This window comes from Flavobacterium algicola (genome assembly GCF_022399565.1).
Taxonomy (GTDB): Bacteria; Bacteroidota; Bacteroidia; order Flavobacteriales; family Flavobacteriaceae; genus Flavobacterium; species Flavobacterium algicola.
On the sequence record NZ_JAJTUT010000002.1, the window covers coordinates 699,506 to 715,611 of the forward strand.

The 16,106-nt window shown below is 32.8% G+C and carries 14 protein-coding genes; 7 read left to right on the top strand and 7 right to left on the bottom strand.

Going from position 1 to position 16,106, the window contains the following annotated elements:
* The first annotated feature begins 2 nt into the window (after positions 1–2).
* The 3 genes from LXH21_RS09650 (at position 3) to pheT (ending at position 4,924) form a co-directional block, all read left to right on the top strand.
* Entirely contained in the window at positions 3–1,313 is a 1,311-nt protein-coding gene (locus LXH21_RS09650; protein ID WP_239865240.1) for a TolC family protein, read from the top strand.
* Positions 1,314–1,421: 108 nt separating this feature from the next.
* A complete protein-coding gene (locus LXH21_RS09655; RefSeq protein ID WP_239865242.1) occupies positions 1,422–2,285 on the top strand; it encodes a bestrophin family protein in 864 nt (287 codons plus the stop codon).
* Between the two features lie 218 nt (positions 2,286–2,503).
* Positions 2,504–4,924: a phenylalanine--tRNA ligase subunit beta gene (pheT, locus tag LXH21_RS09660; protein WP_239865244.1), complete on the top strand. Its 2,421-nt coding sequence runs from the start codon at positions 2,504–2,506 to the stop codon at positions 4,922–4,924.
* 80 nt (positions 4,925–5,004) lie between these two features.
* Here the strand turns inward: pheT and LXH21_RS09665 are convergent, their stop codons facing one another.
* The 3 genes from LXH21_RS09665 to rpsA form a co-directional block, all read right to left on the bottom strand.
* Positions 5,005–5,559, bottom strand: a complete 555-nt coding sequence (locus LXH21_RS09665; RefSeq protein ID WP_239865246.1) for a fasciclin domain-containing protein — start codon at positions 5,557–5,559, stop codon at positions 5,005–5,007.
* Between the two features lie 308 nt (positions 5,560–5,867).
* A complete protein-coding gene (locus tag LXH21_RS09670; RefSeq protein WP_239865248.1) occupies positions 5,868–6,329 on the bottom strand; it encodes a DUF5362 family protein in 462 nt (153 codons plus the stop codon).
* Positions 6,330–6,447: 118 nt separating this feature from the next.
* Positions 6,448–8,226 (bottom strand): 30S ribosomal protein S1, encoded by a 1,779-nt coding sequence (rpsA, locus tag LXH21_RS09675; protein WP_239865250.1) that lies wholly within the window; start codon positions 8,224–8,226, stop codon positions 6,448–6,450.
* A 420-nt stretch (positions 8,227–8,646) separates the two neighbouring features.
* Between rpsA and LXH21_RS17255 the strand changes: the two genes are divergently transcribed.
* Positions 8,647–8,772, top strand: coding sequence for a hypothetical protein (locus LXH21_RS17255; RefSeq protein ID WP_262916193.1), 126 nt, complete (start codon positions 8,647–8,649; stop codon positions 8,770–8,772).
* Positions 8,773–8,901: 129 nt separating this feature from the next.
* On the opposite strand, the gene ettA is transcribed toward LXH21_RS17255, so the two are convergent.
* From ettA to holA, 3 genes are all read right to left on the bottom strand, one after another.
* Positions 8,902–10,596 (bottom strand): energy-dependent translational throttle protein EttA, encoded by a 1,695-nt coding sequence (ettA, locus tag LXH21_RS09680; protein WP_239865252.1) that lies wholly within the window; start codon positions 10,594–10,596, stop codon positions 8,902–8,904.
* A gap of 135 nt (positions 10,597–10,731) precedes the next feature.
* Complete coding sequence (locus LXH21_RS09685; RefSeq protein WP_239865775.1) at positions 10,732–10,908, bottom strand: CAL67264 family membrane protein; 177 nt, start codon at positions 10,906–10,908, stop codon at positions 10,732–10,734.
* 52 nt (positions 10,909–10,960) lie between these two features.
* Entirely contained in the window at positions 10,961–11,965 is a 1,005-nt protein-coding gene (holA, locus tag LXH21_RS09690) for a DNA polymerase III subunit delta (protein ID WP_239865254.1), read from the bottom strand.
* A 294-nt stretch (positions 11,966–12,259) separates the two neighbouring features.
* On the opposite strand from holA, the gene LXH21_RS09695 reads away from it, so the two are divergent.
* The 3 genes from LXH21_RS09695 (at position 12,260) to LXH21_RS09705 (ending at position 14,606) form a co-directional block, all read left to right on the top strand.
* Positions 12,260–12,709, top strand: a complete 450-nt coding sequence (locus tag LXH21_RS09695; RefSeq protein ID WP_239865256.1) for a type I restriction enzyme HsdR N-terminal domain-containing protein — start codon at positions 12,260–12,262, stop codon at positions 12,707–12,709.
* Positions 12,710–13,696 carry a glycosyltransferase family 2 protein gene (locus LXH21_RS09700; RefSeq protein WP_394799571.1) on the top strand — a complete coding sequence of 329 codons (987 nt, stop codon included), beginning with the start codon at positions 12,710–12,712 and terminating at the stop codon, positions 13,694–13,696. It begins immediately after the preceding gene.
* 73 nt (positions 13,697–13,769) lie between these two features.
* Positions 13,770–14,606: an OmpA/MotB family protein gene (locus tag LXH21_RS09705; protein ID WP_239865258.1), complete on the top strand. Its 837-nt coding sequence runs from the start codon at positions 13,770–13,772 to the stop codon at positions 14,604–14,606.
* A 224-nt stretch (positions 14,607–14,830) separates the two neighbouring features.
* Here LXH21_RS09705 and LXH21_RS09710 read toward each other — a convergent pair whose 3' ends face one another.
* Entirely contained in the window at positions 14,831–16,099 is a 1,269-nt protein-coding gene (locus tag LXH21_RS09710) for an NAD(P)/FAD-dependent oxidoreductase (RefSeq protein WP_239865260.1), read from the bottom strand.
* Positions 16,100–16,106 lie beyond the last annotated feature (7 nt).

Genomic DNA, 16,106 nt, shown 5'->3' on the forward strand with positions numbered 1-16,106 from the left:
CTATGAAACTAAATAATAAATATCAGTTTTTAATCGTAATATTTCTTTCTGCATTTGCGTTGCAAGCACAACAAACTTTATCAATTGAAGATGCCATAAAAATTGCATTAAAAAATAATTACGAAATACAAATAGCAAGTAATAATCTAAAAGTTGATTCCGAAAATAATACAGCTGGTAATGCTGGTATGTTGCCAATAGTAACCGCCTCTATCATAGACAACAACAATATTCAAAATTTATCTCAGACACGCTCTGATGGAACGGTTAATAGTTTAAACAACGGTAAGAGCAATAGTCTCAATTATGGTATTGGATTGGATTGGACAATTTTTGACGGAATGAAAATGTTTGCACGTCGAGATCAATTGAAGGAACTTCAGAAACTAGGTGAATCTCAATTAAAATGGACTATTATTACAAAAATTGGTGATGTATATAGTACTTATTATGATATAGTACAACAGCAGCAACAATTGGTAGCATTAGATTCGACAATAATAATTTCACTCCAAAGATTAGATCTAGCTCAAAATCGATTTACCATTGGGAAAGCCTCAAAATTGGAGGTTTTGAATGCCCAAGTTGATTTAAATACTGATAAAGTACTACAGTTAAAGCAGAAAGTAATTATAAGTAACACAAAAGTTTTACTTAATCAAATTTTAGCCAGAGATGCTACCATTGATTTCACGACAAATAACATTTTTAAGGTTGATACTAGTTTGAAATTAGAAGATCTTTCTAGTTTAGCAAAAAAACAAAATCCAGAATTGCAAGCTCAAATTATCAATAAAAAAATAACTGAGCTGCAGTTAAAGCAAGTTAAATCATCAAGATATCCAACAGTGGCAGTGCGTTCGGGATATAATTTTGTTGATACACAATCAAGTTTAGGATTTACAACTCAATCCTCTGCAAAGGGTTTAAATTATGGTTTTAGTGCATCTTTAAATTTATTTGATGGACTAGCTCAAAACCGTAATGAGAAGATAGCCAACTTAGCATTGGACAACGCCAACATACAAATTGATCAACAAGAGTTAGCACTTGAGACACAATTAACAATGGCCTATCAGACCTATTTAACAAATTTAGAATTGATAACATTAGAGGAGACAAATGAATCAATTGCTAAGAAAAATCTAGAAATTACTTTAGATAAATTTCGTATAGGTACAATTACAACATTAGAATTCAGAACTGCTCAGTTAAATTATGTAAATGCTATTGTACGTTTTACTAATGCTCAATATCAAGCCAAACTATCTGAAATTTCACTAAAGGAATTATCAGGAAGATTAGATTACTAAATGCTAAGTAATAAATAATCTATTGTTGGTACTAATTTGGGGTTAATTATCGCTAAGAAATTTTGTAAGTCTGATTTATAAATTAATTTTACTCTAAAATTAATTTATATGATTTCCTATAACCCAAAAGATTGGATTATTTTTATTTTTCGTTTTCACAAAGCGGATACATTTCGAAAATTATTTACATTAATGATTGTCATTGGCTTGTATTCTGCAGGAGTTGCATATTTGGAAATTGAGTATTGGAACTTGCCTGATGACAGCCATGTCAAGAATATTTCCATGATGCACGGAATGTTAGGATTTGTAATTTCACTTTTACTTGTCTTTCGAACTAATACAGCCTATGATCGTTGGTGGGAAGGTAGAAAATTATGGGGTGGCCTAGTAAACAATAGTCGGAACTTAGCTATAAAATTAAATGCAATCTTGGATGATGAAAAGGACAAATCATTTTTTAGAACTATGATACCAAACTATGCTTCAATTTTAAATAAGCATTTGAAAGACGAAGAGACGGGTAAGCAATTATCAGAAGCTATATCTATATTCGAAGACCACCATACACACCGCCCAAATCAAGTAGCTAAAATGATGTTTTTAAAAATTAACGATCTGTATAAAAATAATAAAATTACTGGAGATCAATTAATTATTATAAATTCTGAAATACAATCATTTACGGATATTTGCGGTGCCTGTGAGAGAATTAAAAACACACCTATCCCCTATTCCTATAGCGTCTTCTTAAAAAAATTCATCTTTTTCTATGTTATGACTTTGCCATTTGGTTACGTATTTAACTTGGGGTATTATGTCGTGCCAGTGGTTGTTTTCATATTTTACGTTCTGGCTAGTTTAGAATTAATTGCAGAAGAGATTGAAGAACCTTTTGGACATGATGATAACGATTTACCTACACGTAAGATTGCAGAAAATATTAAAAAACATGTAGAGGAATTGTTATAGAAATATAACTCAATTTTACTTAGTCAAATACCTACTCCCAATAGATCTTAAGTACGAAGTTGGACTAATTAATCACGGTAATATTAGACAGCTACTGTAATATTATTTCTATGACACTTACTAGTCAAAATGATAGCTATTATTAATAAAAATGGGGTTTAATAACTTTGAACCTCGGTTCACAATGTTTATATTTGCAACCTTGAAAAAAACACAAAATGAAGATATCTTATAATTGGCTGAAACAATTCATTAAAACTGACTGGAATTCTGAAGAAGTATCAAACTTACTTACAGATTTAGGTCTTGAAGTAGAGGGTGTAGAAAAATACCAATCCGTGAAAGGTGGACTTGCAGGAATTGTAATAGGACATGTTTTGACTTGTGTGCAACATCCTGATGCTGACCGCTTGAAAATAACAACTGTTGATATTGGTGGTGAAAGTCCGATACAAATTGTATGTGGTGCAAATAATGTGGCAGCAGGACAAAAAGTGCCGGTGGCAACAATCGGTACCATTTTACATGATGCAGAAGGAAATCCCTTTACGATTAAAAAAGGTAAAATACGTGGACAAGAAAGTCATGGAATGATTTGTGCTGAAGACGAATTAGGACTAGGTAGTAGTCATGACGGAATTATGGTTCTGGATGAAGCTCTCGTTCCTGGTACAGCCGCTGCCAAAGTATTTAAAGTCGAAGATGATGAAGTTTTTGAAATTGGATTGACACCAAATCGAGCAGACGCAATGAGTCACTTGGGAACTGCTCGCGATTTAAGAGCAGGATTAATACAAAAAGGAATTACAACTGAATTTATTACGCCTTCGATATCTAATTTTAGAGTAGATATGCGAACGCTTAAAATTGATACCAAAATTGAAGATATCACTCTTGCGCCACGCTACTGTGGTGTTACAATTTCTGGAATTACAGTTAAGCCATCACCAGCATGGTTGCAAGATCGATTAAAGGCAATTGGATTAAGTCCTAAAAATAATATTGTAGACGTAACTAATTATGTATTACATGATTTAGGGCAACCACTTCATGCATTTGATGCATCAAAAATCAGCGGTAAAATCATTGTAAAAACAGCTGAAGCAGGTACAAAATTTACAACCTTGGATGACGTTGAACGTACACTACATGAAGAGGACTTAATGATATGTGACGAAAAGGGACCTTTGTGTATCGCTGGAGTATTTGGAGGTAAAAATTCTGGAGTTAACGAATATACAAAAAATATCTTTTTAGAAAGTGCATACTTCAATCCGGTAAGCATACGTAAAACTGCCAAAAGACACCAACTTAGCACTGATGCTTCTTTTAGATTTGAAAGAGGAATCGATCCTACCATAACTGCATACGCACTAAAACGTGCGGCAATATTGATTCAAGAAGTTGCTGGAGGCGAAATAACATCAGACGTAAGTGATACCTACCAAAAGAAGATAGAAGATTTTAGTGTCTTTGTCAATTTTTGTAATGTAAAGAAAATTATTGGTCAAGAGATTCCAAAAGATACTATCAAGCAAATTCTTGTTTCTCTAGATATTAAAGTGAATAGTGTTTCTGAAGCTGGTTTAGGGATTACTATTCCTGCCTATCGTGTAGATGTACAAAGAGAAATTGATGTTATCGAAGAAATTCTAAGAGTTTATGGATATAACAATATTGGTTTTTCAGGTAAATTAAATGCTACTATTAGCAATGCACCGAGGAACGAAGATTATAAAGTTCAGAATATTGTAGCTTCTCAATTAAACTCGCAAGGTTTTCACGAGATGATGGCAAATTCTTTAACGACTGCTGACTATGTAAAATTGTCAGAAAATTTAAAGGAGGAGCATAACGTTACTATGTTAAATCCTTTAAGTAATGATTTAGCAACTTTACGCCAATCACTTTTATTTTCTGGACTTGAGGCTGTTTCTTATAATATTAATCGTAAAAACAGTGATTTAAAATTATTTGAATACGGAAAATCGTATCATAAATTCTTATCTGGTTTTGAAGAACAAAAGCATTTAACTTTATTTCAAACAGGAAATCGCAATAATGAGAGCTGGGCAAAAGCACAAGCACCTACTAATTTCTTTTTATTTAAAGGATATGTTGAAGCCATTTTTGATCGTCTTGGCATTTCAAAAACAATTTCATCACCACTTACATCTGATGTTTTCTCAGAAGGAATTGCCATTGGTACAAGTCATGTAATATTAGTAGAGTTCGGTGTAGTTAAAAAATCAATTTTAAAAACATTCGGTATAAAGCAAGAGGTTTTTTATGCTGATTTTAATTGGGATGCTATTTTAAAAGCAGTCTCTTTAAAAATTAAATATGCTGATATTCCTAAATATCCTGGTGTTCGTAGAGATTTAGCGTTATTGATCGACAAAGCTGTGACTTACGAAACAATTTATACCATTGCTAAAAAAACTGAAAAGAGTTTATTAAAAAACATCAATCTATTTGATGTTTACGAAGGTGATAAATTACCCGAAGGCAAAAAATCATATGCTTTAAGTTTTACGATACAAGACAGCACAAAAACATTAACAGATGTGCAGATCGATAAACTAATGTCTAAATTGCAATCCAATTTTGAAACGGAATTAGGAGCGGTGATTAGATAAGTAATAATTACGTAGTTATAGTAAACAAAAAAGCCAATTCTTTATAGAATTGGCTTTTTTAATACGACAAGTTATTCAAATTATGCTTTTGGCATAAGTACGGTGTCTACTACATGAATTACACCATTAGATTGATTAACATCTGCAATTGTAACCATTGACATACCACCTTTTTCATCTGTGATATATAATTTTTTACCTTTCATCCAAGCTGTTAATGTACCACCACTTACAGTTTTCAAAGTTGCTTTACCATTTCCTTTTTTAATTGCCATTGCAATGTCTGAAGCGTTCATTTTTCCCTCAACTACATGGTAAGTTAAAATTGTCTGCAACATTTTTTTGTTCTCTGGTTTTACCAAAGATTCAACTGTTCCTTTAGGTAATTTGTCAAATGCTGCATTTGTAGGTGCAAATACTGTAAACGGTCCATCACCTTGTAATGTATCAACTAACTCTGCTGCTTTTACAGCTGCTACCAATGTAGTATGATCCTTTGAATTTACTGCATTTTCAATAATATTCTTGTTAGGAAACATTTCGGCTCCACCAACCATTTTTGTTTTCTGTGCAAAAGAAGTTGCTCCAAATACTAATGCTAAAACTGCTACTGATAAAAATTTTCTAGTTTTCATAAATTTATTTATTAAGTTATATAAAAGCATTTACGGCATTATAATACTTACGGTTTTAAAATAAATGATAAAAAATCAGAAAATCGCTTAAATATGTACTTATCAATAGATTACAACTAAAAAGTTTGTAACTAAATTTGATACAATCCGAAATTGCTTTATGAAAATAACTCGACTAAGTAAGCTTTGTATGCTATCATGTAATTAATTTGCAGCTTAAAGATACCTGCGCTTCCTTTTCAAAAACTTTTTTTTCAGAGCATCATTTATCATGCATAGTTAAAACTGGGAATATTAGGTAAAAAAATTTAGCTTAAAAATGCTAGAGCCCCGAAAGATAAAGCGATTACTAATATTACCACATATAGTACTGTAAATATCAAACATAGAATACCTACAAATTTAAAGTGTGATTTTAGAAACCTAAAAGCATTTTTCAATTCTAAACTATCTCCTAATTTGAGTGCTGATTTAATTTTAGTGGAAAATTTAAACATATAATAAACAGGAAAAAAGTATATGACCGCCATAATAATATAGAAGGAGCCAATAAAACCACCACCCATCTGGTTTCCCATCATGCCGCCAGAAATACTTCCTAACTTTGCAAATATGGATTGAATAAAAAATCCAACAAGTACAAGTATTCCTATGCCCACAAATCCTAAAATTGACAAAAAATAGGTCCATTTTGCGGTTTCTTTTAAAAAATCTTTTGATTCAAAATCAATTACTAAGTTTTGATTTTCATTCGGACTAAATTCATTCATAAATTTCACTTTAGTTATTATTAGTATTATTATTAAATATATAAAAAATAGCAACACTTTAGGCATAAAAAAAGCCTCACATTACTGTGAGGCTTTCAATATTTAGATTATCTGAGAATTATTTTTTCTCTGATTTTTCCATTTTAGCTTTCAATGCAGCTAATACATCATTACTATCACCTAAAGTCGCAGCAGAAGCATTGTTATTAGATGCAGATGAAGTATTTTCAGTTGCAGTTTTCACATTTTTCTCTTCTTCTTCACGGAAGATAGCAGTGTGGGATGCAACTACTCTTTTGAATTCTTTGTTGAATTCGATTACTTTGAAATCAGCAGATTCACCTTTTTTCAATTTCTTACCATCTTCTTTTTCAAGGTGACGAGTAGGAATGAAAGCAACGATATCATCTCCAAATTCTACAGTAGCTCCTTTATCAACGATTTCAGAGATTTCTCCGTTGTGGATAGTTCCAACAGCGAATGAATCTTCGTACTGATCCCATGGATTAGGAGTAGTTTGTTTGTGACCTAAAGATAATTTACGTCCATCAACATCTAATTCTAATACAACAACGTCAAGTTTTTCACCAACGTTAACGAATTCAGATGGGTGTTTGATTTTCTTAGTCCAAGATAAGTCAGAGATGTAAATTAATCCATCAATTCCTTCTTCAAGTTCTACGAAGATACCAAAGTTTGTAAAGTTTCTAACGATACCTGAATGTTTAGAACCTACAGGGTATTTAGAAGTAATATCAGTCCAAGGGTCTTGAGACAATTGTTTGATACCTAATGACATTTTACGGTCATCTCTATCTAATGTTAAGATAACAGCTTCAACAACATCACCTACTTTTACGAAATCTTGAGCAGAACGTAAATGAGTAGACCATGACATTTCAGAAACGTGGATTAAACCTTCAACACCTTCAGCAACTTCGATGAAAGCTCCGTAATCAGCAATAACAACTACTTTTCCTTTAACTTTATCTCCAATAGCCAAGTTAGCATCTAATGCATCCCATGGGTGAGCGTTTAATTGTTTCAATCCTAATTGAATTCTTGTTTTCTCATCATCGAAATCAAGGATTACAACATTTAATTTTTGATCTAATTCAAGAACTTCAGATGGGTGGTTAATTCTAGACCAAGAAAGGTCAGTAATGTGAATTAATCCATCAACTCCACCTAAGTCAATAAAGACACCATAAGAAGTAATGTTTTTAACAACACCTTCTAATACTTGTCCTTTTTGTAATTGACCAATGATTTCTTTTTTCTGTACTTCAATATCCGCTTCAATAAGCGCTTTGTGAGATACAACAACGTTTTTAAATTCGTGGTTGATTTTCACAACTTTGAATTCCATTGTTTTGTTTACGTAAACATCGTAATCTCTAATTGGCTTAACATCAATTTGAGATCCTGGTAAGAACGCTTCAATTCCGAAAACGTCAACGATCATACCACCTTTAGTTCTGCATTTTACAAAACCATTAACGATTTCACCTGTTTCGTTTGCAGCAATAACTCTATCCCATGATTTGATAGTACGTGCTTTTCTGTGAGATAAAACTAGTTGTCCAGTTTTGTCTTCACGGATATCGATTAATACTTCAACAGTATCACCTACTTTTAATGCTGGGTTGTAACGGAATTCGTTTAATGAAATAACACCTTCCGATTTTGCGTTGATATCAACGATAACGTCTCTATCTGTAATTCTAACAACTGTTCCATCTACTACTTCTTCTTGGTCTGTAGCGATAAAAGTTTTAGTAACTAACTCTTCGAATTCTTTTAAGTGCTGATCATCAACTACATCAATACCTTCTTCGAAATTGTGCCAGTTAAAATTTGCTAAAAACTCTTCTTGTGATTGGATTTGTTCAGACATGCTGATTAAAAATTTGTATTCTGCGCTCTCTTGAGTTTCGTGAGTGATAGAAAAAAACAGAAGTTGTTTGTATAATTAATTGATACCTAGTGGAAACTCTTATTCACCAAAAGGTGTGCAAAATTAAGACTTTTTTATTTAATTACAAAACAAACCACAAATAATCCTAGTCTAATAAGTGAAACTTGGAATTTTTCTTTTAATACCTTCTTCTTTACTACAGTATGACTTAATAATTAGGTAGTTATCTAAAAGAAACAACTTAACTCAACCTTTATCTATTGTTTTTTAAACATCAAGTCGTAATCCTAAATACAATATAATAAATACTTTAATATAAGGAGTAACGTATTGGCTGATAAATATCATATTTTACAAGAGTTACAATAATTATTTTTGTCTAAATAAAAAGATATAAATATGAAAAATGCTATACTCGTAAATTGGGATAATGGTTCTATAATTATTGTTTTTGGTTTTGGTTTTGTAATTGTTGCCCTGATCGTCGCTGTTTTATTGTTGATGAACAATGATAAGAAAAAATAATAGCTTGTAATGAAGTGGTTAGATTTGGTGGGTGCGAATTTTTACAAGTTATTATACAGGAAGGATTATTAATAAAAAAAAGGATACCTCTTTTCGAGATACCCTTTAAAATTTAGATGATCATGGATTTTATCCTCTGATCAATTTTTTGTATTTCAATCGTTTTGGAGTCAAATCACCACCTAAACGTTTTTTCTTGTTTTCTTCGTATTCAGAAAAACCACCTTCAAAGTAGTACACTTCAGACTCTCCTTCAAAAGCTAGGATATGTGTACATACTCTATCCAAGAACCATCTGTCGTGGGAGATTACTACAGCACAACCCGCGAACTGCTCTAGACCTTCCTCTAGTGCTCTTAGAGTATTTACATCCAAATCATTTGTAGGCTCATCCAGTAACAGTACATTTCCTTCTTCTTTCAATGTCATAGCAAGATGCAAACGGTTACGCTCTCCACCAGAAAGTGTTGCCACCTTTTTGTTTTGATCGCTACCACCAAAATTGAAGCGACTCAAATAGGCACGCGAATTCACTTGGCGACCACCCATCATAATCAATTCTTGACCATCACAAAAGTTTTCCCAGATTGTTTTATTGGGATCAATATCAGAGTGTGCTTGATCTACATAAGCAATCTTCACAGTCTCTCCTACCGTAAACTCCCCGCTATCTGTTTCTTGCTCACCCATTATCATTCTAAAAATAGTTGATTTACCAGCACCGTTTGGCCCGATAATTCCAACAATTCCAGCTTGTGGTAAAGTAAAGTTCAAGTTATCATATAATAATTTATCTCCAAAAGCCTTAGCAACGTTCTTAGCTTCAATTACATTTGTTCCTAAACGTGGACCGTTCGGAATGTAAATCTCTAACTTTTCATCAAGCTCTTTTTGATCTTCATTCAATAATTTATCATAATTCTGCAAACGTGCTTTTTGTTTCGTTTGACGTCCTTTGGCACCTTGACGTACCCAGTCCAACTCACGTTCTAAGTTTTTTCTACGTTTTGAAGCTACTTTTTCCTCCAACGCCATTCTACTTGATTTTTGGTCTAACCATGAAGAGTAATTTCCTTTCCAAGGAATACCTTCACCTCTATCCAATTCCAAAATCCAACCCGCTACGTTATCAAGGAAATATCTATCGTGCGTAACCGCAATCACAGTTCCAGCATACTGCGCTAAATGCTGTTCCAACCATAATACCGATTCGGCATCCAAGTGATTGGTAGGCTCATCTAGTAACAATACATCTGGTTGTTTCAACAACAAACGACACAAGGCTACACGACGACGCTCTCCACCCGAAAGGTTTTTGATGGGTGTATCACCATCTGGTGTACGTAACGCATCCATAGCAATTTCCAGTTTGGTATCAATTTCCCAAGCACCTAGAGCATCGATTTTATCTTGCAAAGCTGCTTGACGGTCCATTAATTTGTCCATCTTATCGGCATCAGAATAGTTTTCTTCAAGACCAAATAAGTCATTGATTTTATTGTACTCTTCTAGGACTTCCATTGTTTCAGCAACTCCTTCGCGTACTATTTCAATTACCGTTTTACTATCGTCTAGAATTGGTTCTTGTTCTAAATACCCAACCGTATAACCAGGAGCAAAAACGATGTCTCCTTGATAGTTTTTATCTACACCAGCGATGATCTTCAATAAAGATGATTTACCAGAACCGTTCAAACCTAAGATACCAATTTTGGCACCATAGAAAAAACTTAGATAAATATTTTTCAATACTTGCTTATCACTACTTGAGTAGGTTTTACTCAATTTTGACATTGAGAAAATTACTTTTTTATCGTCTGACATTTTTTATATTTATTAATTTAATTCACAATTTTTTTACACTTCTCAATCTTTGTTTGCTTCTACATTATAATCTAATTTTCGATAAACAATCAAAATACCAAATAAGAATATAGAAATCAATGTTTTAAAAGCTCTTTATATTCTTCCTTTTAAAGAATTAAATACCCACGAAATAGCAAAAAAACCAACACCAACAGCGGCAAAACCCCATCCAGCAACATCATCATATCGAAATGCTCCAAGGCCTATCAATAAGAACCCCATCACCAACATTATAAATGTTGCCCAACCCAAAACTGTATTTTTGTTCATCGCCATAAAGCAAGATATTATTATAGACGACAAATATCGTCAATTTTTAGCCCTAATTAAAAATCTTATAGAGCATTTCTTTTAATAAATCACCATTTGAGAGCGCATTTGCACCCACCCCTTTACTTTTAACGTCAATTTCCCGCAATGAAGCAACAATTTGGCTCACTTTTCGCATCGGGTAATTTTTAACCGCTATCTCATATTCTTTCATAAAATAAGGATTAACTCCTATTACAGCGGCAACATTTTTAGGGTTTTTATCCTTAGCACCATGGTACTTTAATAATTGTATAAAAAAACCAAAAACCAGTCCGGTTGTCATTACCATAGGATTGTCCTTTGGATTCTGGGCAAAATTCTCTGCAATCTTATACGCTTTTAATTGATTGCGTTCTCCGATAGCTTTTCGAAGTTCAAAAACATTAAAATCTTTACTAAAACCTATATTCTCTTCAATATCATGTGCCGTGATCGTGCTGCCTTTTGGTAAAATTAACTTCAACTTCTCGAGTTCATTATTAATTTTACTTAAATCTGTTCCTAAAAACTCTACAAGCATGGCGGCCGCCTTTGGTTCAATGCCGTATTTCTTTCCAGCTAATACGCGTTTGATCCAATCACCAACTTGATTTTCGTATAATTTTTTACTCTCGTATACTAAACCATTTTTAGCCAGTGTCTTAGTTACTTTTTTACGTTTATCAAGTGTTTTATACTTGTAAGCAAAAACCAAAACAGTAGATGGCATCGGGTTTTCGGCGTAAGCCTCAATCTTATCGATTGTGCGACTTAGTTCTTGAGCTTCTTTCACAATAACAACTTGCCTATCTGCCATCATAGGATAACGTTTGGCAGTAGATACAATATCATCGATTGACACATCACGACCATATAAAACCGTTTGATTAAAGCCTTTTTCCTCTTCAGTCAAAATGGTATCTTCAATATAATCAGATAATTTATCAATATAATAAGCCTCCTCGCCCATCAAAAAATAAATTGGTTTTATGTTTCCAGCTTTGATATCGTTAACAATCTTTATTACTTCGTCCATTTACATTTTTTCTATTTCAAAAAACCTACCTATATATTAGTCAATTTGGGCGTGCCACCAATAAAAAAAGGGGCTTATCTTTATTTGCGATTGCAAAGCCCCTTTCTTTATTGCTGCCGGGCTATCCATGCTACTTTGGTAGCTTATTCCTATCCCTCACGCAACCGTATAAAGAATGCGAGTACTATTCGACAAAATATAATCATCCTCTAATAACTAAGAGAAATGTATTCTAAATATTATCATCAACATTTAAGAACATCACTATCTCAATAATTTCATTATTTTTGCCCAATGCAAAAGCTACAATTCCCAACTTATACATTTCGATTCAAAAATAGCGAAAATAAAGTGTCTATCTTTGATGAAATCAGGAAAAAATTCATCATTCTCACGCCAGAAGAATGGGTTCGTCAACACGTAGTGCGTTACTTATTAGAAGAAAAATTGATTCCAAAATCTTTAATTAATGTCGAAAAGGTGTTAAAAGTGAATGGTTTAAGAAAGAGATATGATGCCGTAGTCTATAACTCTGATGGTTCAATCTACATATTAGTAGAATGCAAAGCACCCGAAGTTAAAATTACTCAAGCTGTATTTGATCAAATTGCCCGCTACAATCTTACTATGGATGCTGAATATTTAATGGTGACCAACGGTTTGAATCACTACTTTTGCCAAATGGACTATGAAAATGAGAAGTATGATTTTCTACCCAATTTACCACAATACAAGATCAATTAAATGAAAATAGCAGTCGTTATCCTCAATTGGAATGGTGTCACCTTACTACAACAATTTTTACCATCGGTACTTCAACATTCACCCGAAGCTACTATATATGTTGCAGACAATGCTTCTACAGATAAATCTGTGGAATTTGTTCAGCAAAACTTTCCTTCGATCCAAATCATCTCAAATAAAGACAATTATGGTTTTGCACAAGGTTATAACGAAGCATTGCAACACATCCAAGCTGATGTTTATGCATTGGTAAATTCTGACATCGAAGTTACCGAAAATTGGTTGCACCCCATAATTAAAACTTTCGAACTTGAACCCAACACCGCAGTTATTCAGCCAAAAATACTTGATTATAAAAGCAAATCATATTTTGAATATGCAGGTGCTGCAGGTGGATTCCTAGATAAATATGGATATCCGTTTTGTCGGGGCCGTATTTTTGACACAATAGAAAAAGACAATGGTCAATATGATGATCACTGTGAAATATTTTGGGCTAGCGGAGCCTGTTTTTTCATTCGATCAAAAATATTTCACGAATTAAGCGGTTTTGATGCTGACTTTTTCGCACATCAAGAAGAAATAGATTTGTGTTGGAGAATTATAAATAAAGGATATCAGATAAAATACAATTATAAATCGACGGTATTTCACGTTGGAGGTGCAACCTTAAAATTAGGCAATCCTAAGAAAACTTACCTAAATTTCAGAAATTCCCTTTTTATGCTCGTAAAAAACTTACCTAAATCCTCACTTTTACCGGTCATTTTTTCTAGAATGATTTTGGACGGTATCGCAGGTTTAAAATTTGTTTTACAGGGAGAATGGAAACATTTTTGGGCAATATTAAGAGCACATGGTAGTTTTTATGGCTCAATTGGAGTAACTTACAAAAAAAGAGCCAACTCTCAAACTAAAAAGTATTATAAGGTAAAATCCATTGTATACCGCTACTATGTTAAGAGTGGCAAGATATTTGTTAACTAAAATTAACAGTGTTTTATAAGTATCTTATGAACATTAAAAACTAAATTTGTAACTGAACCTAATTAATGAATTCATGAAAAAAATCGTAGTCGCACTATCAGTATTAACGCTATTAACATCTTGTGTCTCTAAAAAGAAGTACTCAGAGTTAGAAGCTAAAAGTAAAGAAACACAAGATTTATTAAATACTTGTACCGTTAAGTTAAACACTTGTCTTGAAGAAAAAGCAGGTCTTACTGCAAGAGTTGAAGGATTGAGAGATCATAACGAAACTTTAATTACAACATCTAAGAACTTAACAATGTTAACTTCGAAAGGTGCTGAAAATTTAGAAAAATCTTTAGAAAGTTTAAAAGAAAAAGATTTAAGAATAACAAGATTGCAAGATGCTATGACTAGAAAAGATAGTGTAACACTTGCACTTGTATCTAGCTTAAAAAGTTCAGTTGGTATCAATGATCCAGATATTGAAATCAATGTTGAAAAAGGTGTCGTTTTCATCTCAATCGCAGATAAATTATTGTTTAAAAGCGGTAGTTATGAAGTAAGCGATAAAGCTAAAGGTGTTTTATCTAAAGTAGCTAAAGTTGTTAATGACAAACCAGATTTCGAATGTATGGTTGAAGGTCATACAGATAATGTTCCTTACCTAGGTAGTGGAGTTTTACTTGACAACTGGGATTTAAGTGTGAAACGTTCTACTTCTATCATCCGTGTGTTAACAAATCAATTAGGAGTTAAACCAGAGCAATTAATTGCTGCAGGTAGAAGTTCTTACATTCCTTTGGTATCAAACGATTCTGCAGAAAACAGAGCTCGTAACCGTAGAACGCGTATCGTTATCTTACCTAAAATTGATCAATTTTACGATATGATCGAAAAAGAAATGAAAAAACAACAAGGTAAATAATTAATTATTGACTTTTTACAAGTTAAAAATTAATGACCAATTTAAAACGTCCCAATTATTTGGGACGTTTTTTTTTTGCAGAATAATTCTGTGAATGAACTTAATTTTAAGAACGAATGTCTATTCTTACATTGACATAAAACTAAAAGCCCGTTTAAAATGAATTTCTCATTTTAAACGGGCTTTTAAGTATTTAAAAATTTACTTTATTAAACTTTCAACAATTATACCTTTGGAGCTTTTTTATCTGGTCTAATGATCATTCGAAGTGAATTGTCTTTAGAAAAATAAGCAACCATCCAATTGTAAAATGTCTTCACCTTATTGCGGTAAGTTATAAGTGAAATTAAGTGAATAAACAACCAGATAATCCACGCAAAGAAACCTTTGAAGTGCATTTCTGGTTTCGGTAGATCGACTACTGCTTTGTTCTTACCAATGATAGCCATTGCACCTTTGTCATTATAGATAAACGGTACCTTCGGTTTATTGTCTATTTTTAATTTAAAATTTTTAGCTAGGTTAATTCCTTGTTGAATCGCAACTTGTGCAACTTGTGGATGACCGTGAGGAAAGCTCGGATCGTTAAATTGAATACAAGTATCTCCTAATGCATAAATATTGTTAGTACCTTCAATTTTATTAAAAGCATCAGTTTTTAAACGTTTTCCACGACCATAAGATTCTGCTGGTAAACCTGTAAATTCTCTTGCAGTTACCCCAGCAGCCCAAATCAAGTTTTTAGTCTGTATGGTTTCTCCATTTGCAAAATGAACAGTATCATCTACATAATCGACTACATTGTTATTAAGCTTTACAATTACTCCTAGTCCCGTAAGCGCTTTATAAGTATCTTCTTGTGATTTCTTACTCATAGGGGTAAGTAATGCTGAAGCTCCATCAACCAAATAAATATTACTTGCAGAAGTAGCTAATTCAGGATACTCTTTTAAGAAAATATTTTTTCTCATTTCAGCAAACATTCCAGAAATCTCAACTCCTGTTGGTCCACCACCTGCAACAACAACTGTCAACAATTTACGACGTTTACGTATGTCCTTTGTAATAGCAGCTTTTTCTAAGTTTTTCAACAAAGTATTACGCATTACAATTGCATCGTTCAACGTCTTCATTGGAATGGCATTCTTTTTTACATTTTCCATTCCAAAATAACTAGTCTCCGCACCTGTTGCAAAAATTAATTGATCATAAAATAATTCCCCATTGTTTAAAATTATTTTATTCTCTGCTGGAACAACTTCTTGAAATTCGCCTAAGCGAAATTGCAAATTCTTTTTACCAGCAAAAAATTTTCTAAAAGGGTAACTGATACTTGAAGGCTCCAAATATGCCGTTGCCACTTGATAGATAAGCGGTGGGAAAAAATTGTAGTTATTTTTATCAACCAAAGTTACATGAACTCCATCTTGATTTAACAGCTCTTTTGCAAGATTCATACCTGCAAAACCACCTCCGATAATTACGATTTCCATAAAGATT